At 40.3% G+C, this 21790-nt stretch carries 21 protein-coding genes; 12 read left to right on the top strand and 9 right to left on the bottom strand.

Going from position 1 to position 21790, the window contains the following annotated elements; genetic code table 11:
• From F8S12_RS19340 to F8S12_RS19330, 3 genes are all read left to right on the top strand, one after another.
• Nucleotides 1–258: sensor histidine kinase (locus F8S12_RS19340; protein ID WP_230968114.1), on the top strand; the 258-nt coding region annotated here is incomplete at its 5' end.
• Nucleotides 259–275: 17 nt separating this feature from the next.
• Entirely contained in the window at nucleotides 276–701 is a 426-nt protein-coding gene (locus F8S12_RS19335; RefSeq protein WP_230968116.1) for a response regulator, read from the top strand.
• 5 nt (nucleotides 702–706) lie between these two features.
• On the top strand, nucleotides 707–2986 hold the full coding sequence (locus tag F8S12_RS19330; RefSeq protein WP_196517719.1) for a hybrid sensor histidine kinase/response regulator: 2280 nt from the start codon (nucleotides 707–709) through the stop codon (nucleotides 2984–2986).
• 219 nt (nucleotides 2987–3205) lie between these two features.
• Here the strand turns inward: F8S12_RS19330 and ychF are convergent, their stop codons facing one another.
• The 3 genes from ychF to yidD form a co-directional block, all read right to left on the bottom strand.
• Nucleotides 3206–4297, bottom strand: coding sequence for a redox-regulated ATPase YchF (gene ychF, locus F8S12_RS19325; protein ID WP_196517718.1), 1092 nt, complete (start codon nucleotides 4295–4297; stop codon nucleotides 3206–3208).
• A gap of 45 nt (nucleotides 4298–4342) precedes the next feature.
• Nucleotides 4343–4528, bottom strand: coding sequence for a hypothetical protein (locus F8S12_RS19320; protein WP_196517717.1), 186 nt, complete (start codon nucleotides 4526–4528; stop codon nucleotides 4343–4345).
• 184 nt (nucleotides 4529–4712) lie between these two features.
• The gene (gene yidD, locus F8S12_RS19315; protein ID WP_196517716.1) at nucleotides 4713–4949 is read right to left on the bottom strand and encodes a membrane protein insertion efficiency factor YidD; all 237 of its coding nucleotides are present in this window, start codon (nucleotides 4947–4949) and stop codon (nucleotides 4713–4715) included.
• 61 nt (nucleotides 4950–5010) lie between these two features.
• On the opposite strand from yidD, the gene F8S12_RS19310 reads away from it, so the two are divergent.
• Nucleotides 5011–5712: a diacylglycerol/polyprenol kinase family protein gene (locus F8S12_RS19310; protein ID WP_196517715.1), complete on the top strand. Its 702-nt coding sequence runs from the start codon at nucleotides 5011–5013 to the stop codon at nucleotides 5710–5712.
• 308 nt (nucleotides 5713–6020) lie between these two features.
• On the opposite strand, the gene F8S12_RS19305 is transcribed toward F8S12_RS19310, so the two are convergent.
• From F8S12_RS19305 to F8S12_RS19285, 5 genes are all read right to left on the bottom strand, one after another.
• On the bottom strand, nucleotides 6021–8837 hold the full coding sequence (locus F8S12_RS19305; protein ID WP_196517714.1) for a BPTD_3080 family restriction endonuclease: 2817 nt from the start codon (nucleotides 8835–8837) through the stop codon (nucleotides 6021–6023).
• Between the two features lie 4 nt (nucleotides 8838–8841).
• The gene (locus tag F8S12_RS19300; RefSeq protein WP_196517713.1) at nucleotides 8842–9348 is read right to left on the bottom strand and encodes a hypothetical protein; all 507 of its coding nucleotides are present in this window, start codon (nucleotides 9346–9348) and stop codon (nucleotides 8842–8844) included.
• 15 nt (nucleotides 9349–9363) lie between these two features.
• Nucleotides 9364–10758, bottom strand: coding sequence for an AAA family ATPase (locus tag F8S12_RS19295; protein ID WP_196517712.1), 1395 nt, complete (start codon nucleotides 10756–10758; stop codon nucleotides 9364–9366).
• A gap of 25 nt (nucleotides 10759–10783) precedes the next feature.
• Nucleotides 10784–13324: a site-specific DNA-methyltransferase gene (locus F8S12_RS19290; RefSeq protein ID WP_196517711.1), complete on the bottom strand. Its 2541-nt coding sequence runs from the start codon at nucleotides 13322–13324 to the stop codon at nucleotides 10784–10786.
• Nucleotides 13325–13656: 332 nt separating this feature from the next.
• Nucleotides 13657–14556 carry an alpha/beta fold hydrolase gene (locus F8S12_RS19285; protein ID WP_196517710.1) on the bottom strand — a complete coding sequence of 300 codons (900 nt, stop codon included), beginning with the start codon at nucleotides 14554–14556 and terminating at the stop codon, nucleotides 13657–13659.
• Nucleotides 14557–15097: 541 nt separating this feature from the next.
• Between F8S12_RS19285 and F8S12_RS19280 the strand changes: the two genes are divergently transcribed.
• The 7 genes from F8S12_RS19280 to F8S12_RS19250 all read left to right on the top strand — a co-directional run bounded on the left by F8S12_RS19280 (nucleotide 15098) and on the right by F8S12_RS19250 (nucleotide 21112).
• Entirely contained in the window at nucleotides 15098–15652 is a 555-nt protein-coding gene (locus F8S12_RS19280; RefSeq protein WP_196517709.1) for a thioredoxin family protein, read from the top strand.
• Nucleotides 15653–15723: 71 nt separating this feature from the next.
• On the top strand, nucleotides 15724–16452 hold the full coding sequence (pyrH, locus tag F8S12_RS19275) for a UMP kinase (protein ID WP_196517708.1): 729 nt from the start codon (nucleotides 15724–15726) through the stop codon (nucleotides 16450–16452).
• On the top strand, nucleotides 16439–16987 hold the full coding sequence (frr, locus tag F8S12_RS19270) for a ribosome recycling factor (protein ID WP_196517707.1): 549 nt from the start codon (nucleotides 16439–16441) through the stop codon (nucleotides 16985–16987). The genes pyrH and frr overlap by 14 nt, the downstream gene beginning before the upstream one ends.
• Before the next feature lie 179 nt (nucleotides 16988–17166).
• Nucleotides 17167–18288: a geranylgeranyl reductase family protein gene (locus tag F8S12_RS19265; RefSeq protein ID WP_196517706.1), complete on the top strand. Its 1122-nt coding sequence runs from the start codon at nucleotides 17167–17169 to the stop codon at nucleotides 18286–18288.
• A 321-nt stretch (nucleotides 18289–18609) separates the two neighbouring features.
• The gene (locus F8S12_RS19260) at nucleotides 18610–18780 is read left to right on the top strand and encodes a hypothetical protein (RefSeq protein WP_196517705.1); all 171 of its coding nucleotides are present in this window, start codon (nucleotides 18610–18612) and stop codon (nucleotides 18778–18780) included.
• Between the two features lie 71 nt (nucleotides 18781–18851).
• Complete coding sequence (locus F8S12_RS19255; RefSeq protein WP_196517704.1) at nucleotides 18852–20186, top strand: Mu transposase C-terminal domain-containing protein; 1335 nt, start codon at nucleotides 18852–18854, stop codon at nucleotides 20184–20186.
• Between the two features lie 5 nt (nucleotides 20187–20191).
• On the top strand, nucleotides 20192–21112 hold the full coding sequence (locus tag F8S12_RS19250) for an ATP-binding protein (RefSeq protein WP_196517703.1): 921 nt from the start codon (nucleotides 20192–20194) through the stop codon (nucleotides 21110–21112).
• Nucleotides 21113–21176: 64 nt separating this feature from the next.
• Here F8S12_RS19250 and F8S12_RS19245 read toward each other — a convergent pair whose 3' ends face one another.
• Nucleotides 21177–21596 carry a hypothetical protein gene (locus F8S12_RS19245; protein WP_230968112.1) on the bottom strand — a complete coding sequence of 140 codons (420 nt, stop codon included), beginning with the start codon at nucleotides 21594–21596 and terminating at the stop codon, nucleotides 21177–21179.
• Between the two features lie 3 nt (nucleotides 21597–21599).
• Here F8S12_RS19245 and F8S12_RS40735 point away from each other — a divergent pair.
• Nucleotides 21600–21790 (top strand): hypothetical protein (locus F8S12_RS40735; protein WP_230968111.1); only part of this gene is annotated, 191 nt, incomplete at its 3' end.

The following is a 21790-nucleotide window of genomic DNA, read 5'->3' as shown; positions in this document are numbered from 1 at the left end:
CTCCCCACTCAACCCAACGAATATTTGTTATCGGTGCGTGATAATGGTATAGGTATAGAATCCCAATATGCAGAACGTATTTTTATAATTTTTCAGCGCTTGCACGGTAGAGGTAAATATCCAGGTAATGGAATTGGTTTGGCAATTTGTAAAAAAATTATAGAACGCCACGGTGGCCAGATATGGGTTGAGTCGAAACCGGGTCAAGGCTCGACTTTCTACTTCACAATTCCAGATAGAGCAGGTAAGCAATCGTGAGCAGCGAAAAGGCAATTATGCATATTGAGGTTTTGTTGGTAGAAGATAATCCTGGCGATGTTCAACTTACACGCATCGCCCTGGAAGATAGCAAAATCTCGATTAACCTGAATGTGGTGGAAGATGGTGTAGAGGCAATGGCATTCTTGCGAAAACAGGAAAAATATGTTAAAGCAGCCCACCCAAATATTGTGCTACTCGACTTGAACCTTCCTAGAAAAGATGGACGGGAGGTACTGGCAGAAATTAAAGGAGATGAAAACCTCAAACGAATTCCTATAGTGATTTTGACGACTTCCCAAGCTAAAGAAGACATCCTTGAAGCTTATAACCTTTCTGCAAACTGTTATATAACTAAGCCAGTAGATTTTGATGAATTTGTTAACATTGTAAAATCAATAGAAAATTTTTGGTTTGCGATCGTAAAACTGCCACCGGAGTAATGGAAATGGCAGCTAATAATATAAAAGTTTTGTTAGTAGAAGATAACCCTGGTGATGTCTTTTTGTTACACGAGTTATTAAAGGAAGTTACTACAGATATAGTTGAGTTGATGCCCGTTGAGCGGCTTTTTGAAGCTCTCAACGACTTATCTAAAGAAGATTTTGATGTGATTCTGTTAGACCTTTCGCTACCAGATAGTCAGGGATTAGAAACCTTTATTATTGCCCACAATCAGGCAAAAGCAACTCCGATAATTGTGCTGACGGGTATAGACGATGAAACCCTGGCAATTAGGGCAATGCAAAAAGGAGCGCAGGATTATTTAGTCAAAGGGCAAGTCACTGGCGACTTGCTGGTGCGCTCAATGCGTTATGCAATCGAACGTCAACGGGCAGACAACGCACTACGTCAGAGTGAAGAACGATTTCGGGTTGCTCTCAAAAACTCCCCAATTTTTGTTTATAACCAGGATATGGAGTTACGTTACACCTGGGTTTACAATCCCTCCTATGGATTGACGGTTGAGGAAATATTGGGCAAACAAGACTTAGATATCATCCCCGTTGAAGATGCTCAACGTCTTACCACTATTAAACTTCAAGTATTAGCTACAGGCATAGGAATACGAGAAGAAGTATCAATTACAATCAAAGAAACAACTCGCTATTACGACTTAACTATCGAGCCATTGCGGAATGAAACGCAAGAAGTTGTCGGAGTGACTTGCGCTGGTATTGATATTAGCGAGCGACAAGCTGCGCTACGCGAACGCAAATTGGCAGAAGAAAAAATCCGCGAACAAGCAGCATTACTTGATGTCACCACAGATGCCATTTGCGTGCGAGATTTAAACAATAAAATTGTTTTATGGAACAAAGGCGCAGAGACACTTTACGGCTGGCTAGCTACAGAGGCTTGGGGCAAAAATGCTAGTGAGCTTTTGTATGACGAACCTTCCCCGGAAATTGAAGCGGCTCTATTGCAAGTTCTTAGTAAAGGTATGTGGCAGGGCGAATTAACTAAACTTACTAAAAGTGACAAGGAAATCCTCGTTGCTAGTCGCTGGACTTTGGTGTACGACGAACAGGGGAAACCTAAATCAATTCTCACCGTTGACACAGACATTACTGAGAAAAAACAACTAGAAGCTCAATTGTTTCGCGCTCAACGCCTGGAAAGTATTGGCACCTTAGCTAGTGGCATTGCTCACGACCTCAACAATATACTGACACCGATTCTGGCAGGAGCGCAACTGTTACCGCTCAAATTTCCCGATGTGGATGAGCGGACTCGTCACATACTAGAGATTTTGGAAATTAATGCTAAACGCGGCGCTGATTTAGTTAAACAGGTGTTGTCCTTTGCGCGGGGTGTGGAAGGAAAGCGGATTACTTTGCAACTCAGACATATAATTGTGGAACTTGCCAAGGTTCTTAAAGAGACATTTCCCAAATCCATAGAAATCAGCACTGATGTACCACAGAATTTGTGGATGGTTTCTGGAGATAGTACCCAACTGCATCAAGTGCTGATGAACCTCTGCGTCAACGCCCGCGATGCTATGCCTAATGGCGGTACTTTAATAATCTCTGCCGAAAATCTGTTAATTGACGAAAGTTATGCCCGGATGAACTGGGGAGCTAAAGTTGGGGCTTACATAGTGGTTACTGTCTCTGATACGGGTATCGGCATTCCTGGGGAAATTTTAGATAGAATTTTTGAGCCATTTTTTACCACAAAAGAAGTGGGTAAGGGTACAGGGCTTGGACTTTCCACCGTGCTGGGTATCATTAAAGGCCACAAGGGTTTTGTAAACGTCTATAGCGAACCGGGAACTGACACCAGCTTTAAGGTTTACCTACCAGCAGTGGAAGGAATGGAACCACTCAGCCAGGAAGATTTGATACCGCCCACAGGACAAGGAGAATTGATTCTGCTTGTGGATGATGAACCCGCCATTTTAGACATTATAAAAACATCGTTGGAAGCTCACAACTACAAAGCTATAGTAGCTAGTGATGGCATTGAGGCGATCGCATTATACGTTAAAAATATAGACAAAATTAGTGCTGTACTAATGGATATTATGCTGCCCTCGCTGGATGGTTTAACTGCCATCCGTACTTTGCAAAAAATCAATCCACAAGTCAAAATTATTGCCAGTAGTGGACTAATGTCTGACAATAAGCTAAGTGCAGTAACTGACATTGGTGTCAATACGTTTTTGTTGAAGCCTTATACTGTCAACGAATTATTGCTTTCTTTAGAGAAAGTATTATCTTGAGTAAAGTAATCGTATAACAAACCTGATAGCTGTGAGTACAAAAAGCTGCTCGATTGCAACTATATTTGGAGAATTGTTGCGATCGCCTCGCATCTTAACATACATATATCAAAGGTTTTGTCAATATTTTTAGGGCGATGCCTACGGCGGGCAAAGCCTACGCAACTCAATGTAAGTTAGCCATTATCTTCATTGATAACGGCAACTCATTAATTACACCTACACATTAAAGCGAAATAACATCACATCCCCTTCCTGCACAATATACTCTTTTCCTTCACTACGAACCAACCCTTTTTCCTTTGCAGCATTCATCGAACCAGTCGTTACCAAATCTTTATAAGCAACAGTTTCAGCACGAATAAATCCCCGCTCAAAATCACTGTGGATTACACCAGCAGCTTGAGGTGCAGACATTCCAGTATTAATTGTCCAAGCGCGGGTTTCTTTGGGGCCGCAAGTGAAGTATGTCCGTAAGCCTAACAAAGTGTAAGTTGCACGAATCAATGATTTCAAACCGCCTTCTTCCACACCTAAAGACGCAAGAAAATCAGCTTTATCTGCCTCTGGTAACTCCACTAATTCAGCTTCAACTTGAGCCGAAACTATGACAACTTGAGCATTTTCTGTCGCTGTAATTTGTCGTACTGTTTCCACAAAAGCATTACCAGTTGCCAACTCATCTTCAGATACATTGGCGGCGTAGATAATCGGTTTATAAGTGAGCAGTTCTAGTCCTTTAATAATTTCTGCTTCTTCTTCATTCAAGCTCACCTGACGCACCGATTTACCTTCATTTAAAGCCGCAGCTAATTTTTCTAAAACTGTGATTTCAAACTGTGCATCTTTGCTGGTACGAGCTTGTTTGCGAGTCCGGTCAATTCGCCGCTCAATTTGTGATAAATCTGATAAACCCAGTTCTATATTAATGATTTCAATATCTCGCGCTGGGTCAACAGAACCAGCAACGTGGATAATATCATCATTCTCAAAACAACGTACCACATGGACGATCGCATCAACTTCCCGGATGTGGGACAGGAATTGATTTCCTAGTCCCTCACCCTGACTTGCACCTTTAACTAAACCGGCAATATCTACAAATTCAACCCGCGCCGGGATAGTTTGTGCCGAACTGGCAATTTTAGCAAGAGTATCTAACCGCTCATCCGGGACTGCGACAACGCCGACATTCGGTTCAATCGTGCAAAAAGGGAAGTTAGCTGCTTCTGCCTTGGCATTAGCAACTACAGCATTAAATAAAGTAGATTTTCCGACGTTGGGAAGTCCGACAATTCCGGCTCTTAGCATTTTGGATTTTAGATTTTAGATTTTAGATTACATTACCAAGGTAATTTAAACAGGTTCCGGTATCGTTTGGGGAATTGGCCCTGGAACTGTTTGAGGAATGGGAGCAGGTACTGGTTCTGGTAAGGGTTGGGGTATCCCTGGCCCCGGTACAGGTTCGGGACTAGGTAGCGGGTTCGGGCCAGGAGTAGGAATTTGTGGTTCTGGTATAGAAATCGCAGTGGGATTAATCATGGTAAATCTAAATTAAATTATTCAACCTTCTCAACCTAGATGACAACCTCAGTCGTTGACATCTCCCCAAAAGACTATACCCACGAACACTTCCTTTGACTAAAACAACTTTGCGCTCCTCTGCGCTTCCCTTTGCGCCCCTTTGCGTTAAAATTCCCCACGATTTCACACAAAGCTCACCAAACTACTGCTCCTTTACCTTTTCTACCACCTCTGGCACTGGATCATAACCACCAGGATGAAACGGATGACAGCGCAAAATCCGCCGAGTTGCCATCCACCCACCACGCAGCACCCCAAATCGTTCAATAGCTTGAATAGCATACATCGAACAAGTTGGTTGAAAGCGACAACTTGGAAGAAACAACGGCGAGATAAACATTCGGTAGCCCCGAATCAGCCAAATCAATAATAATTTCATTACAGTTACCCAAATCTTATAGATTAGTAACAGAAGTAAAAATTTTCATTTCGTCGCATCTTTGTTAATTACATTTTCCGACTTCACCTCAATTCCGGTTTTATGGCTGCAAATTGCCTTGGCTGCAACTTGGGTGCTACTCATCCTGCTGATTGCATGGGTAGTAAACCGCTTCGCAGACGAGCCAGAAATCGTGCGGAAGATAGTTCATATTGGCACTGGTAATGTGATTTTAATCGCTTGGTGGCTAGATATTCCCGCCAGTGTAGGAATTACAGCTTCTATTTTAGCGAGTGCAATCACCTTATTATCCTACCGATTGCCCATTCTTCCTGGTATTAATAGCGTTGGACGGCAAAGTTTAGGGACATTTTTTTACTCTGTCAGTTTTGGTATTTTAGTTGCGTGGTTCTGGTACTTGCAACAACCCCAGTACGCAGCATTAGGGATTTTGATAATGACTTGGGGAGATGGATTAGCAGCTTTAATTGGGCAACGCTTTGGTACACACAAGTATAAAGTTTTTGGGACAGAAAAAAGTTGGGAAGGCTCCCTAACTATGATGCTCGTTAGCTATCTTGTCAGTAGTTTGATTTTAGTTGGAACTCAAGGAAACAGTTGGCAAACTTGGGCAATATCGCTGATAGTGGCGGTTATAGCTACTGCTTTAGAAGCTGTTTCATTTTTAGGTATTGACAATTTGACAGTTCCTTTAGGCAGTGCAGCCCTTGCTTTCTTTTTAAGTCAATTAGTTTTGAATTAGTAATTGCCTTGGGTACTATTCATAATTGAGTAAACAAGAGATAGTGCCAAAAATTTATAGTCAGTCAATAATTTGACTTTGGACAAAAAGTTTTTGATAGGGTAATAGCCTTGAAATTATCTGGCTCTTGCGTTAGTTTTACGGTACGGCATTAAAATCGCAGTTTTATAGAAAGGTTAAAAGATTTAAAGTACACTCACAGCAAGGAACACAGGCTATGATTAGATTTGATTTATTATTCGATTCCATAAAATGAACTGAAGAGCCAATTATCTTAACTTTTGAATATTTACGGTAAAAGTTGAGCCTCATTTTGACAGAGAAAACGCCCTATCTAAAATCATCTTAACGTCAGTTGGACTTCGGGATATATCTCGTTGCCAAAAACCAAAGCCACCATGCTGATTAACTGCTTTAATCCACTGGTCTAAAAATGAACTTTTAGCTTCATCTTTGTGGGTATATTTACCTTTAGTTTCTAAAATCAAGAAACTCCCAGTTTTTATCCGAATAATAAAGTCTGGCCGATACTTGCGAACAACCCCTTCAAATATGTAGAGAATTTCAAACCCCAGGTGGTCATTTTTAACCCAAGCCTCAACATTGGGATTTCTATCTAGTTCAAATGCTTCACTAGCTTCCCATGTACTATCGAAAGTGCAGCAGGTGATGTGTGATTTCCGCGTGTATTCACATGGCTTACCCGTATACCATGAGCGCATATCACCAGTAGAGCGAATTGGATAATTTTGGTCAAAAACAGGTTCAATTGCTTCTGTATTTTCTAAATAAATAGCATTCCAAATGTGCTGAACTAATTTGCTCAGATTGAGAGTAATAATAATCCGTCGTCGAATTTCATCTAAATTAAACAAAGGTGGATTAATTCTGATCAAACCTGACTGAATAAAGTCTTCCACTAATCTAATCAGCTTGGCTAATAAATATTCTCGATTACCTTTCCATCCAGGTTTCATCTGATCAAAGATATCTCTGGCAGTCTCGAAAGCAATTTTCTGCATCCGAAATTTGCGTCCTAAATCTTCCAGATCAATCCCCTTAATTTTTGTAACATCTGGTTTACCATCAACAATTGGCGCTAATTCAGCCAGTGTACTATTATCAAAAGCATCTAGCTCTAAAGGCTCAACTTGACTTAAATTAAGCTTAAGTTCAGGCTTATAAATGTAATCAACTCGGATAATATTAGGAAAGCTAATTTCAAACTCTTGCTTTTCGGGGTCGGGTTTTATTTCAGTTTTAGGTTGAGAGGGTGGAGGTGTTGTTTCTTCATTAGATTCATGGGGAATAAAGGTGAAGGGAACACCAAAAATGTTGACATACTCTGGTTCAAGTAAATTTGTTTCTGGGTTAATATCGTAAGCCGTTCTTCTCAAGCCTCTACCCACAACTTGTTCACAGAGAAGTTGGCTGGTGAAGGCTCTAATACCCATAATGTGAGTTACTGTTTTAGCATCCCATCCTTCAGACAGCATCCCAACTGAGATCACATTTTGAATTTGTTCACCTGGTTTACCAACTTGACCAACCGTGTCAACCTTTTGTCTTAAAAGTTCTGCTTGCTGCTGTTTAGTTAACTTGGGAATATTTTCTTCATCAGATGTATCGTCTTCATTAATATCTGAGGTTCTGTATTGTATTTCAGAACTTTCTTCCTGAGACTCTGCCATTTTCAGCACGTTAGAATCTATATGGAGAATGCGTTCTGGAATGCAAAGTTCTTCTATTTGAATTTTATAATGATTGAAGGCATAATTAATCCGAGCTGCGGTTTCAGTGCGGTTAGCAACAGAAATCATTACTGGAGGAACTTTATGTCCAGCTTGCTCCCAAGCTTTGGCTGTTTCTAACCAGTCTTTACCTAACAAATAATAAGCATTAGTTAATAAATCAGGTAAAGATTCATCTGGTTTTGCTTTGCGATTGAAATCATCTTTAACTTCAACATCATTATATAAGTGATAATAACGAGATTTAAAATCTTTGGGGTTAAGCCCGCCATCATCACGAATAACAACACGAGGGGTTTTAACTAAGCCTGACTCAATAGCATCATTTAACCCAAAATCACTAACAATCCAGCCGAATAAAGCTTCTTCAGAACTTCTCTTACCAGAAGGTACAAAGGGTGTAGCAGAAAAATCAAAACAGGTGAGTATTCCTCTAGCTGTGTGGATGCGGTCAAGTCCTTTAATCCATGTGTGTGCTTCATCAATATCTTCTTTGCTAATACCCTTTATTTTAGATTCAACAGGAATACGCCAAGCATGATGTGCTTCATCGTTGATGACTAGAAGATTCCTAAAATTAGCAAGTTCACCTAAAATATCCCTGACATAAGCTTCGTCACTTTTTGCTCCACGTTTATCTACTCCCTTCTTTTTCTCAATCTGTTCCTTCGTTTCCCAATTGAGAATGTGCCAATTACGGACTAAGACTTTACCTTGACGCAGCTTATCAAACAAGCCAAGAGGAATAATGTTAAAAATCTCGTAGTAATTGTTTTCGGTAGAAGGAATTAGAACTTGTAGGCGATTCTTAACCGTTAATCCGGGTGCGACAATAAAGATGGCTTGGGAAAAACGGGGATCTTGGGGATAGGTGACTTTGTTGAGGATTTGCCATGCAATTAGCATTGCCATGACGATTGTTTTTCCTGAACCTGTCGCCATTTTACAGCAGAGACGTTTGAAGGCTCCACCATCTGAGGGAATATCAATACCAACCTTCTCAGATGGTGGAGATTCAACCATCCAGATTAAGGTTTCTATTGCTTCTAACTGACAAAAGAATAAAGGTAAATCACGTTCTTCTGGATTGTGCCAGTGTTCTAATAGACGCTTAGTAACACCTGTAACGCCCGGATGTCCATTCTCACACCAAGCTTTGACACGCAGACGTATTTGGTTAACTAGAGGAATTTCAACAAATTTACCAGGAACATCAAAGGATTTTGAGTTTTCAGAAGCGATCGTGTAACCTGCGGGTCTTCTGCCTTCTACAAGTTTAAACAGACGAGTTTGGTAATTGTACTGCCAATATTTTTTTGGCTCCTCATAGGGGGAGTTGATGATGAGTTGGTCAATTGTATTTCGAGCATTCATGCTTTCAACTCTCTACGTTAGAACAAAATTTATCTCTAGCATCAAGGGAATTGAGAATTTCAGTTTTTTTATATCCAAGCTTTCTTAGAGATTTTTTTAAATCTTTAGCTCTATTGTAAATATGAAGTTCGTCATTAGTGATAAGGTCACAATCACTTAAAGCAGCAGTTTCAACAAAACAGCAGTCAATAGTTTCACTGACTTCAATGATTATTTTTCTAATAGAATCTCTCAAATTATGAGGTATAGGTTTTTCCAAAACCCTATGTTCTTTGATTTTTAGCCAATATCTTAATAAATAAATTTCAAACTCATCCTGGTTGTCAGGATTATCAATCATAGCACTAAGTATAACTTCATATTCACCTAAAATTTTTCCATATTTGTCAACTTGCAGTGTATGCGAAGTTGCAAGGGATGCTAATAATTGATGGATGTGTGTATCTCCTTTTCCTCCAGGAGGATTCTTCAGATGTTTAAAGATATTTGTATCAATAACTATAGGTAGCATAGTGTTTGTATGTAATTATACGCAAGCATCTGGACGTATTCCTAGAGCCTCCATTACATCCGCTCCAAAGAAACTCATAGGTAGCCCTTTCTCAAGAACTCCATTAGAATCAATACTTAAGTTTTTAACTTTTACAAAACTTTCATTATTTTGGTTTTTTTCAATATAAAAATATGCAATTGTTACATCTTCTGGTTTTAACTCACCTTTTGAAATTAGTTTACGAAGTCTTAAAATGATATTTTCACTATGAGTTTCAATCAAAGATGGAACACCCCGTTTTATCCACAATTCAGCGAAGAAAGAACCCATTTCAAGTTGAGCAGCAGGGTGAATTTGAGCTTCTGGTTGTTCAACAATTAGTAACTTTCCTGGATTGAGTAAAGCTCCTTGTACAAAGATTGGTATACATTGGCTAACACCAAAGCCAAAATCAGCTAGATAAGATTCGGCTCCAGTTAATTTGTTTTTTGCTCTAAATACAGGAATAAAGCCTTTGGCAGAAGGCTCAAATCTTACATTTTCAATATCTACAACTGATTCAATGTGGTGCTGAATAAAATTAGCTCTTTTACGTCCTTCCTCAGTCTCGTCCTTGAGAATTTGCTGTAAGTGAGGCATGACGTATTCACCCCGATGTCCAACATCATCAGCAGGCGGACTACCTAGTATGGCACTTCTCTCTGATTCTTCCCGAACAGGTGATAGATGGCGCATAGATATAATTTCATTTCTTATACCATCCAGGTAGAGATTATCAAAAGCAGATTTGAGTATCTCTACTGAATCATTTGGAAGAGGAAATTTAAGAAATCTAGTGCGTCTAATATTTGTTTCTTCTTTATGGAGAAATTTTTTTCCTCCAATCTTACAAGTAACTGTATGTTTAGCTTGTTTACCACTATATGGAATACTGCCAAAAATGCAAAAGTCAGCTATTAAATCATTTGCAGCAATTTGTAAATCAACTTTGACACTAGTTGCTTGTCCTAGTGGGTCTTCAGTTGTAACAGTTGAAAATGGGTTCAACTTAATTGTCAGATCAATGCTATTATCTTCTATTTTTGGGATAGCTTTACTTTGTTGGAGTTCCTCTCTAATTTGTTGAATTTTAGTATCGGGTAAATCATTAGTTTTGAGATTCAAAGTAAATTGAAAGCTCTTGCTACGTGATTTAGTATTTTTTAAATCTTTAAAAGTGCCAAGACTGACGTGCCGCCCCTCAGTAGAAAAAAAATCACCTTCACTAGATTCGCTAGACTCTAGAGTTTGCTGTAGCATAAGCAAAAACTTAATTAGTGTGGATTTTCCAGCACTGTTGCGGCCAATCAAAATTGTGATCGGTCTAATACGAATATCTATATCTTTTCTAAATGCTCGAAAATTTTTTAGTTTAATATTGGTTAGCATAGGTAAATTTTAATTAGTTAATCTTCTAAGTTAGCCGGATAATTTTTAGAGATTCGATTCCTCGATCATCAACTATTTTTACAGCAACGCGCTGATAATTACCCATTTCAAAAGGTAATGAAACAGTTCCTTGATAGGACTCAATTAAATCTTCATCAATCTCGGCTTTTAGATTTCTGGCAAGACGTGACCAGGCATCTTTCTCTCCTGCCAGTGGAAAGAAAACTTGGCTGGGAAAAATACTTCTGCCGTCATAATCAGTATCTAGCATCCACATGGCGATTTTTTCAACACTGCCAGATTCAATATTTCCGGTTTTGGTGTTGTAGTAATCGAAGCCATGAACTTCAACTTCCCATTTACCTGTATCTTCTCCTCTATGAATACGACGAAGTGCGACATCGGGTTGACCAATGAGCCAAAAACTCTCGTTGCTGGCACGTTTTTTCTTCAGGTCTTCTGTAAGTAGATCCGCATTCATTTGTACTTTGAGTAGAGTAACACCAGGCCAGTTAGTTTCATCAATGTCTTTTGCTGCTTCAGGGTCAAATTGAAAAGCAGAAAAAATAACTAGCTTAGGTTTAGGAATCAGGCTTTGTGCTTCTTCAATTGCCATATCGACCTGGCGTTGATCGAGAGGAGCGTGTTCTAACCCAAAGGAAATAACGGCTCGCATGGGCTTGTCTTGAGTGTCATCTTCTTCATTACTTGGTTTAGTTTCGCCATCAGCATGAAGCCAACGAGTTCCCGCTAAAGGTTCAACTCTAGAAAATAGAATGTATTGACCGCCTTTACCTCGAATTCCTGTTTTTAAAAGCTCATCTCGCCATTCTGCTTGCCGCAGTGTTTCGCCAGAACGGGCAATAGATTGATCTGCCTCTGCATTATCGGCAAATTCTTCAGCATTATCAAGAGGTTTAACAGTTGGTGCAGGGACGCCTTCAACTGTAAATGGCCCTGTAATTCTTACTTTTGATTTATCTACCAGAGGTTGGTCGTAGAGGGTTTCTTGACCAGCATATTTCTGGATTGCTTTTTCAATTTGCTCCCTGGTCATACCCTCACGAATTTCTGGATTATTGGCAATAGATTTAAGGGTAATGTGAGGTACAGTTTTGTATTTAAATCCACCACCAACACCTTCCTCTGGACGCTCTAATTTGTAATAGTCAAAGCTTGCAGTCATTAAACGCTGCTTTGCCAAAGTTATAGCTACCCGTGAAGTATCACAAGTAATCCATCTGCGTCCCCATTGTTCAGCAACATAAGCGCTTGTGCCAGAGCCACAGGTGATGTCAATAACGAGATCGCCAGGATCGGTAGTCATTAATAGACAGCGTTCAATTACTTTCGTATTTGTTTGAACTACGTATAGCTTTTGAGATGTAAAACTTCCTAATTGTGTATCTGTCCATAGATTATTTAATGGAGATACTGGATAATCAGCTTCGTATCGCTTAAATCGTATTTGTTTGCCAAAATCATATAAGCGGTCAGCTATTTTTAGATTTTCCATCCCTTCTATTGTTGTACTCCAGTGACGGTTAGTAGGTGGACGAAATCTTTTTTCAGAAAATAAAAATTCAAACCTACCAGTTTCCGTTTCACCTTGAGAAGTTAAGTCTCTTAATAAAAACTTTCTCCCGTTTTCTTGATAGCTAAAATAAGATAAATCCTTTTCTTCTAACTGTCTGAACAATTGATGATATTTGGTTTTGGAAGATTTTTCTTTTACATACCAAAGAATGCGATCAAATATACAATCAATAAATTTGGCTCCTCTCCCTGTTGTAGTTGTAAAAATAATCTCCGATACAAAATTGCCTTTTTTTAATATCTCGTCCATTAAATTTCTAACAATATGCACATTTTCATCAGAAATTTGTACAAAAACACTACCACTTTCTGACAGTAACTCCCGTGCCAATAGCAAACGATCGCGCAAATAAGATAAATAAGAATGAATTCCTAACTCCCAAGTGTCCCTAAATGCTTTGATCGTTTCTGGTTCTTGCGTTAGGTCTTCATCTTTGCCATCCTTTACATCTCGCTTATTGACAAATGGCTGAAAATTTGAACCATATTTAATTCCATAAGGCGGATCTATATAAATCATCTGCACCTGCCCTCCCATACCTTCCTTTTCTAGTAATGAGTTCATTACTAAAAGGGAATCTCCAGCAACTAAGCGGTTTGTCCAGTTATGCTTGTGCTTATAGAACTCAATAGCCTGTCGAATGGGGGGATTTTCTTCTGGGGTTTGAAACAAGGACAGTTGTTTAACCTTTTCATCCTTGCGCTTCCGTACTGCCTCAATAATCGTGCGCGGATCTATGCGTTCATGGACGTGCAGCGAAACTGTAGGGACTTCAAAACTTGTATGCTCTGCTTTTCCAGCCCAAACTAACTGAGGATCAAGGTGAGGATCGTAGGCATACTTCTTAGTACCCTCTTCTGGGTCAGTATCTGGGTTAACTAGCCCAATTGGTGGGTTATTAACTCGTTGCTCATTTTCATGCTCGTACTGTTCAATTTCTCTCTGCTCTGATTTCCTCTGCCTTGCCATATCAGTTTCCCTTGCCTCAGAGCTTTTAATTTACAATCTATTTGACCTTTTAGACCAGTTCGTTAAAATTTTCATGACTTAGCTTTTCAACTGGCTTACTACTCGTTGGTAAATTTTCTCCAACCAAATGGGTATTACGGGTTCACCTGCATCTAAAGATATTAAGCCTACTTCAACCTAAAGGAGGTGCATCTTAGCTCGACTTTATCCAAAATTAAGAACTCGGTTTTCTTTATCTGGCAAAAACCCTGGATTTTTGGCAAATGCTTTTCCACCTCACAGATTATCGGCGAAGCTAAACCACCCATTACGTGAAAATTGAGCCGAGTTTATTACCGCGATCGCTCCAAAATCCAATCGAGTAAAATCGGATTGACTAACTCCGGCGCTTCATCCTGCGGACAATGCCCCACTCCCTCTAAAGGAATAAACTTTTCTACTTGCGGAAAGTTGGCTAATTCTCTCCCCAACTTAATTGGTTCCCACGGATCAGCCGTTCCCCACAAGATAATTGCCGGACACGCTAACAGTGGTAAAAGGTCTTCTGGTAGCGGCCCTGTAGAATAAGAAGTAAATGCCAGAAACACAGCCCCAGCCCCCGGATCACTTGCTGGTGAAGTGAGAATATCTACCAACTCATCTGTCACCATCTCAGCATTCGCATAAGCTTGTAGCAGAATTTTACGCACTGTTTTCGGTCTGGCGAGTTGATTGAAAAAGAAATCACCAACTGGTTTAATAGATAACAGGCGTTGCAGTAAAGGCGCTCCGAACCGACGAGTCCAAGGTAAAGTTACCCGTTTGCGATCGTGCAACAGTCGTAAAGAACAGTTGAGCAAAGCAACTCCTAAAGCAATATCTGGGTTACTTACTGCTGCTTGCATGGCTACAATACAGCCTATAGAATTTCCGACTAAAAAAGCTGGCTCACCCACTATTTCGCGGCAAAAATCTGCTACTTGCTGTCCCCAAGTTTCTAGTGTGTAGGCAATTTTTTCACCGGGTTGAGGTTTTGCGGAAGCGCCAAAACCAATCAAATCGATCGCATAAACACGGCAATTTTCCGCTAATACGGGAATATTTTTCTGCCAGTGCCACCAAGAAGCGCCAAATCCATGCACCAGAACAACAGCTGGCCCAGTTGTTCCTTGGGTTTGATAGCAGATCGGGAAATCTTGCCAAATCCAGGTTTTTGTAGAGTTAAGTGCTGTTTTTGAACTTGAGGTTGTCATGGGAAATTTGATGAACGCAAGGGTAAAAGTTTATCAGCAGCAAGGCGCAAGTAAAATTGTTTTGAATTTGAATAAAATTTATTCAGATTTTCAAAGTAAATCCTTTGCTCTAGTGATAGCCTAGACGGATACCACGACAACTTCTAGGCTGATAACACTAGCATCAAGCTGATACTTTTATCTAGTATAAAGAGTTTTCATCTTATTGATAGAGTTAATTTACTCACAACCAGGACTTAGCTAAACAATAGCTCAAACCTGATTTTTAGGTAGGGGCAATTCATGAATTGCCCCTACAGCCTCTTAGATTATGTCAGTATTCTGAATCATAACTTCTCTAATGTGAGTAATATTTTCGCTATTTCTAGATGTAAGCGAATTAACATCAGTGCTAGATTCAGTAGTTTCACAATTTACGACAGCCAATTTGGTCTATAGGATTGTCGAATATGAGGCATCGGCTAAGGGGTGGGTTGCAACTGGAAACTGACGCTGAATTTAACAATATTTTTCTTGTTCTTAATTCTGCGAGCCAGAAAACATGAATCTAGTAGAAACAATTGATACTCCCGTTGGGAGCTACGCACCAGATTTTGAACTGCCAGGAATTGATGGCCAAGTACACCATCTCAGGCGTTATCTTGAAAAGTTCCGATCAGTCGGCGTCATTTTTATGTGTAACCACTGTCCTTATGTAGAGTGGTATCTAGGCAGGTTAAAAAACATTCAAGCCGAATTTGCCCCACAGGGCTTTACACTAATTGGCATGAATGGTAGTAATGGCGATCGCGACACCAAATCAAGCTTTGAAAATATGAAAGCTTTTGCCCAGTATCACCACTTGAACTTCCCTTACCTATGGGACTCCACGCAAGACGTGACCGGTAGTTTTGGTGCGACAAAAACACCAACGGCTTTTCTAATAGATACTAATGGTATAGTACGCTACAAAGGTCAAATCGACGCTCATCCCCAAGATCCATCAGCAGTGGGAGAGGATTATTTGAGAACTGCGATCGCTTCTCTTTTTCAAGGTAAAAAAATAGATATACCACAAACAGAAGCAATAGGTACTACATTGATTTGGCGTAACTAGACATAGATAGTCCCTGTAACTGTTATCTTAAATTGGAGGCAATTGCAACTTTTTTGATAAAGTATAACTTCATGGGAACGAATTACCGACGGGTTTTACTCAAACTGAGCGGTGAAGCCTTAATGGGCAACATGGGCTATGGCATTGATCCAGAAGTGGTCAAAGGAATAGCACAAGAATTAGCAGAGGTGATAGCCACTGGCACTCAAATCGCCATAGTTGTGGGCGGCGGCAATATTTTTCGTGGCGTCAAAGCGGCGTCGGCGGGGATGGACAGGGCAACTGCTGACTATATTGGGATGATTGCCACGGTAATGAACGCCATGACGCTGCAAGATTCGCTGGAACGTATAGGAGTACAGACGCGGGTGCAAACTGCGATCGCTATGCAAGAATTAGCGGAACCGTATATTCGTCGTCGTGCCATCCGTCATCTGGAAAAAGGACGGGTGGTAATTTTTGGTGCTGGATCTGGAAATCCCTTTTTTACTACAGACACCACTGCGGCATTAAGAGCCGCAGAAATTGATGCCGAGGTGATTTTTAAAGCCACCAAAGTAGACGGAGTATATGATGCTGATCCTCATATTTATCCTGATGCGAAGCGTTACAATAGCCTTACCTACGCACACGTTTTAATCAAAGATTTGCGGGTGATGGATAGTACTGCGATCGCCTTGTGTAAAGAAAATAATATCCCAATTCTGGTATTTGACCTAACGGTGCGAGGTAACATCCACCGAGCAATCATGGGAGAATCTATCGGCACCCTTGTGGGAGGTTCTTGTGAAATTAGCTGAAGCTGAAAGTACGATGCAAAAAACCGTTGAGTCAACTCAACGAGCTTTTAACACGATTCGCACTGGTCGCGCCAATGGGAGTCTATTAGATAAGGTATTGGTGGACTATTACGGTACGCCCACGTCCTTGAAATCACTGGCAAACATTAGCACGCCTGATGCCACGACGATCTTAATTCAACCCTACGATCGCAGCAGTTTAAATATAGTCGAAAAAGCGATTTCTTTGTCTGATGTCGGTTTAACCCCCAGCAATGACGGTACCGTGATTCGGCTGAATATTCCGCCCTTAACAAGCGATCGCCGTAAAGAATTCGTCAAAATGGCATCTAAGTATGCTGAAGAAGGTCGCGTTGCTATTCGTAACATCCGCCGTGATGCCATAGACGCCATTCGCAAACAGGAAAAAAACGCCGAAATTCCTGAAGATGAAGCACGGGATCAGCAAGACAAACTGCAAAAACTGACAAACAAATACAGTTCCAGAATAGACGAATTGCTGGCAGAAAAAGAAAAAGACATCACGACTGTTTAAAGTCTGAAGTCTGAAATATAAAGGCTGAAGGATGATGAATAAATTCTTCAGCCTTTATCATTTCTTAAGTATTTAACAAAAAGTAGGGGCAATTCATGTAGACGCAAAGCGGCTTCCCGCAGGGTATTGCCCCTACTCAATAGAAAATAAACTAATTTTAGGAGCAAAAATTCAGCATTATGTACGACTGTATCATCGTCGGCGCTGGGCCAGCTGGTGGAACAGCTGCATATCATTTAGCCAAACAAGGCCGCTCAGTATTAGTGTTGGAAAAAGAATCTCTGCCAAGATATAAACCTTGTGGTGGTGGCGTATCTCCAGCGATCGCTCAATGGTTTGACTTTGATTTTAGCCCAGCGATTTCTGTGAAAGCCGACTCCGTTCGCTTTACCTGGAAATTGGGCGACCCTGTGGAAGCCAAAATCGCCACAAAAGAACCGATTTGGATGGTGAGACGAGATATTTTTGACCATTTCCTAGTGCAGCAAGCACAGAAACAAGGGGCTGAACTACGAGATCATACTGAAGTAACTGGTATTGAGTTTCAAAGCGATTATTGGCAAGTTAACACAGCCAATGGGCCCGTTACAGGTCGCTACTTAATCGCGGCTGATGGTGCCAAAGGGCCAATGGCAAAATGGCTAGGTTTCAAAGAACGTAAACGCCGTTTAGCAGCAGCTTTAGAAGCAGAAGTTACCGCAACTGTGAAAGATAAATCCACAATTCACTTTGAGTTTGGCTTGGTGAAAAATGGCTACATTTGGAATTTCCCAAAAGCTGATGGTTATTCCATTGGTGTCGGTACATTTATCGGCGGCGAACCTCAGGACTTTAAGAAGATTTTAGATGAGTACGCGCGATCGTTTAATGTAGATATCAAAAATAGCAAGCAGTATGGTTATCCCCTTTGCTTGTGGAATGGCAACCAAAAGTTGCATACCCAAAATGCAGTTTTAGCTGGGGAAGCTGCTTGTGTAGTTGATCCAATGACAGCAGAAGGGATTCGCCCTTCGATTTTTAGCGGTTTGATTGCAGCAGGAGCCATTAATGAGGCACTTTCTGGTGACACCAACGCCTTAGAAAAATATAGTGAAACCATTAATGAAGAATGGGGTACTGAGATGGCTTGGGCGCAAAAATTAGGTGGAGCATTCTATCGCTTTCCAGGCGTTGGCTACAAAGTTGGTGTTAAGCGCCCCTCCGGTGCCCAAATCATGGGTAAAATTCTGTGTGGAGAACTACGCTATGGCGACGTTGCCGGTCGTGCCTTGAAGCGTCTAATTCCTGGTTTTGGGGGTTAGGGATTAGGTAACGAATCTCTAGCAGACGAAACGCCATTGGTGTCAACTTAAGCTAAAACTGCTTTAAAACTTCGTTTCCAGCCAGAGGCTGGAAATGCACATCATTGGGCTGCTGTCCATTAAATAATTATTGTCCATTTTAAAGAATTAATGTCCATTTTTATAATAGCTGTCTAACAAGCTCAAAGCTTTACTACAAAACTCTTTGAGCTATATTTCTGCTTTTATTATTCTCTCGCCACTTTTAAAGCAAATGATGTCATTTTTCTGATAACATTTTAAAGTGAATGATGTCATTTTTCTTGAAGACAGGCCAAGTATATGTCTACGCGTTCTTTGAGTCAAGGCGTTAATCTCCCCGGTCATGAGGAAGTTCTTGCTACGGAGCAGGGTGGAGAGCAGGTAGAGGAAAAACCTTATCTACTGTTTAATGATGATTCGCCAGAGTTTCAGCAAAAAGTCGATGCTTTAAGGAATATCCACAGGTACTAGAGGATTTGGTCTTAGGGAAATTTCCGTCCCATGTCACTGTTTATAAGGTGATAAATTTTCATTTAGATCCAGTGAATACAAGAGTTCGCCATCCCGGTTCGCCCGCAGAAAGAGAAATTATTCAGACCACTGAAGAGATTTTAGCTATTACACACAGTAATCAGATTTGGCAGGCTGACCATACAAAGTTAGATATTTTATTAATTGACGATCAAGATGGAGAAGTGATTGGTCGTCCTTACATAACATTAGTAATGGATAGTTACTCTGGTTGTGTAACAGGATTGTACTTAGGATATGAGTCTGCTGGCTCACATGAGGTAGCTTTAGCCTTACGCCATGCGATGTTGCCTAAACATTACAGTTCAGAGTACAAACTTCAAAAAGAATGGGATATTTTCGGAGTTCCAGAATACTTAGTGACAGATCGTGCCAAGGAATTTAAGTCCGAACATTTGAAGCAAATTTCACTACAGCTAGACTTTAAACGTCGTCTACGTGCTTTTCCCTCCGCAGGTGGCTTGATTGAAACTATATTCGACAAGATTAACAAGGAAGTCTTGTCGTTGTTTGGCGGTTACACTGGGTCGAGTGTCGAAGAGCGCCCCAAAAATGCAGAAAAAACAGCATATTTAACACTTGATCAGCTAGAAAAAATATTAGTTAGATACTTTGTAGACCACTACAATCAGCATTATTATCCTAAAGTAAAACAACTGAAACGTATTGAACGTTGGAAATCAATGTTATTGGTTGAGCCAGAAGTTTTCGACGAGCGTGAATTAGACATCTGCTTAATGAAAGCTACGTATCGTAATGTTGAGAAGTATGGTTCTATCAACTTTAAGGGTTTGGTGTATCAGGGAGATTGTTTAGTAAAGTATCAAGGTCAGAAAATCTCTTTGAGATATGACCAGCGCAATATTGTAATTCTTCTTGCTTATACCCGTCCTAGTAACGGTCAGCCAGGAGAGTTTATTGGTTTTGCAAGAGCTAGGGAGCTAGAAAAAGAGCGGCTTTCTTTTGGAGAATTAAATTATATTAAGAAGAAGCTTCGTGAAGAGGCTAAGGAAGTTGATAATTCTTCAATTTTGAATGAACGACTAAATATAGTTGAGGATGTGGAAGAAGGCCGTAAAAGCCGGAGAAAACGCCAAAGGAAAGCTCAAGAAAAACACGCACGCAAGTCTAATAAATCAAAAGTTGTTGAGATGTTTCCTGAAAATGTAACACCCGACGAAGCAGCGATAACACAAGAAAATTTTACATCTGCCCCTACTACGTCACAAAAAGTAGTAAATTCTATAAATAAACAGGATAAACCTGAAGCCAATCGTACTGTCAAGGCTAGGCGACCGAGAGTAGAAGTACAAAATTGGAACCAATTTGTGAAAGATAACTGGTAAGTAAAATGTCAGAGACTAACTTAGCCCATGTAGAACCAAAACTTCAGAAGCAGTTTGATGCTAGTTTACAGTCTGCTGAGGAACTGCGTCGCTCACCACAGATCCAGGCTGAGGTTGAACGAATTGGTAAAGCTGACACTTACTTACCATTAGACCGCGATACAGAATTATTTGACTGGCTTAATGACCAGCGTGATGCAAAACTCTGCGGTTATGTTACATCTGCTACAGGTTCTGGTTTACTAAAAGCTTGCCAACTCTATAGGATGCAATATGTAAAACGGCGAGGGACATTGTTAGAAATTCCTGCGACTGTTATCTATGCCGAAATTGATCAGCATGGTGGCCCAACAGATTTATATTACTCAATTTTGGAAGAAGTCGGTCATCCGCTTACTAATGTCGGAGCGCTGCGAGATTTACGAGCGCGGGCATGGGGAACTCTCAAAGCTTATGGTGTCAAAATACTAATAGTTGGTAATGCAGATTACCTAACTTTGGAAGGATTTAACGAATTAGTTGATATTTTTACGAAACGGCGAATCCCTATTATCTTGGTTGGGACTTACTATTTAAGCGAAAATATTCTCGAACGAAAAAGTCTTCCATACGTGCGTGTTCATGACTCATTTTTAGAGCCATACGAGTTTCCCAATTTAACTGAAGAAAATATTATTGAAGTTGTGGACGATTGGGAGCAAAAATTTCTTACTCAAGATGGTCAATTAAATCTCACACAAATGGAAAGTGTTATTTCTTATTTAAAACTAAAATCTGGGGGACTGATTGAGCCTTTGTATGATTTACTTCGTAAAATTGCAATCCTGAAACTAGATGAGCCATCTTTTGAATTGAGCCAAGCTAATCTGACTAGAAAATTTGGTAGACGCAAGGAACCAAAAGTTAAGTTTCAAAGGAAAGGTTAAAATTTTCCCTTGGTATAACTCTAGAGCTATTGGGACTTGAGCGAAAATAATTTAACCTTTACTTCTAAAAAAGTTGTTGGGCGAGTTCTCGGCGAAGAAATGTCGCAGTATTATGCACAACAGAAGTTTCTCTGGCGGGGTCTATTTCCTGTGTAAGCAAAGTGCTAACGCTATTGAGTTTTTCATTGAGGATGGCTGAAGTGAGATTAATTTGAGTTTGGAGTGGAGCTAATAATTGACCATTATCTGTCCCTACTTGATTAACTAATTCCTGCTGGAAAGACTCTGCAATTACTTTGACCGACCGCTGAAACTCCACCAATAAAGATTCCATCTGCTGCTTAATTAATTGGTTGCCATGACGAGTTTGAGCAGTTTGTAAGCAAAGAAATCCTAACTCAAAAGCATCCAGGCAAATATCCTCGTATTCTGACTGGGGAAATTGTTGTAAGTAGCTGATGGCATTTTTAAGAGGGATTGCCAAGCGATGAATCAGGACATGGTTTTGTGTCAATTCAATACTGGAGGGCAGGTAATAGGAGTCATTGCTGGAGCGGTTCATGGAGCAGTGGGTAGGCTGGTGACGATAAATTGCACCCTACTACCTATTTTTTACGTCAGTCAAGGTGATGAAGAAAAGTTTTGTCAATTTGCAAAAACTGAAGGATTAATTCGGGT

Origin of the sequence: Nostoc sp. WHI, assembly GCF_015714725.1 — a bacterium.
Taxonomy (GTDB): Bacteria; Cyanobacteriota; Cyanobacteriia; order Cyanobacteriales; family Nostocaceae; genus Nostoc.
The sequence above is the reverse complement of the archived record's forward strand: the minus strand, read 5'-3'. Positions and strand labels throughout refer to the sequence as shown.

What these genes read in the sequence shown, in the direction of transcription:
- F8S12_RS19280 (WP_196517709.1), top strand. Translation starts at nt 15,098, where the DNA reads ATGAATCTAGTAGAAACAATTGATACTCCCGTTGGGAGCTACGCACCA.
- F8S12_RS19305 (WP_196517714.1), bottom strand. Translation starts at nt 8,837, where the DNA reads ATGAATGCTCGAAATACAATTGACCAACTCATCATCAACTCCCCCTAT.
- pyrH (WP_196517708.1), top strand. Translation starts at nt 15,724, where the DNA reads ATGGGAACGAATTACCGACGGGTTTTACTCAAACTGAGCGGTGAAGCC.
- F8S12_RS19300 (WP_196517713.1), bottom strand. Translation starts at nt 9,348, where the DNA reads ATGCTACCTATAGTTATTGATACAAATATCTTTAAACATCTGAAGAAT.
- ychF (WP_196517718.1), bottom strand. Translation starts at nt 4,297, where the DNA reads ATGCTAAGAGCCGGAATTGTCGGACTTCCCAACGTCGGAAAATCTACT.
- F8S12_RS19295 (WP_196517712.1), bottom strand. Translation starts at nt 10,758, where the DNA reads ATGCTAACCAATATTAAACTAAAAAATTTTCGAGCATTTAGAAAAGAT.
- F8S12_RS19265 (WP_196517706.1), top strand. Translation starts at nt 17,167, where the DNA reads ATGTACGACTGTATCATCGTCGGCGCTGGGCCAGCTGGTGGAACAGCT.
- F8S12_RS19330 (WP_196517719.1), top strand. Translation starts at nt 707, where the DNA reads ATGGCAGCTAATAATATAAAAGTTTTGTTAGTAGAAGATAACCCTGGT.
- yidD (WP_196517716.1), bottom strand. Translation starts at nt 4,949, where the DNA reads ATGAAATTATTATTGATTTGGCTGATTCGGGGCTACCGAATGTTTATC.
- F8S12_RS19285 (WP_196517710.1), bottom strand. Translation starts at nt 14,556, where the DNA reads ATGACAACCTCAAGTTCAAAAACAGCACTTAACTCTACAAAAACCTGG.
- F8S12_RS19260 (WP_196517705.1), top strand. Translation starts at nt 18,610, where the DNA reads ATGTCTACGCGTTCTTTGAGTCAAGGCGTTAATCTCCCCGGTCATGAG.
- F8S12_RS19320 (WP_196517717.1), bottom strand. Translation starts at nt 4,528, where the DNA reads ATGATTAATCCCACTGCGATTTCTATACCAGAACCACAAATTCCTACT.
- F8S12_RS19290 (WP_196517711.1), bottom strand. Translation starts at nt 13,324, where the DNA reads ATGGCAAGGCAGAGGAAATCAGAGCAGAGAGAAATTGAACAGTACGAG.
- F8S12_RS19335 (WP_230968116.1), top strand. Translation starts at nt 276, where the DNA reads ATGCATATTGAGGTTTTGTTGGTAGAAGATAATCCTGGCGATGTTCAA.
- F8S12_RS19250 (WP_196517703.1), top strand. Translation starts at nt 20,192, where the DNA reads ATGTCAGAGACTAACTTAGCCCATGTAGAACCAAAACTTCAGAAGCAG.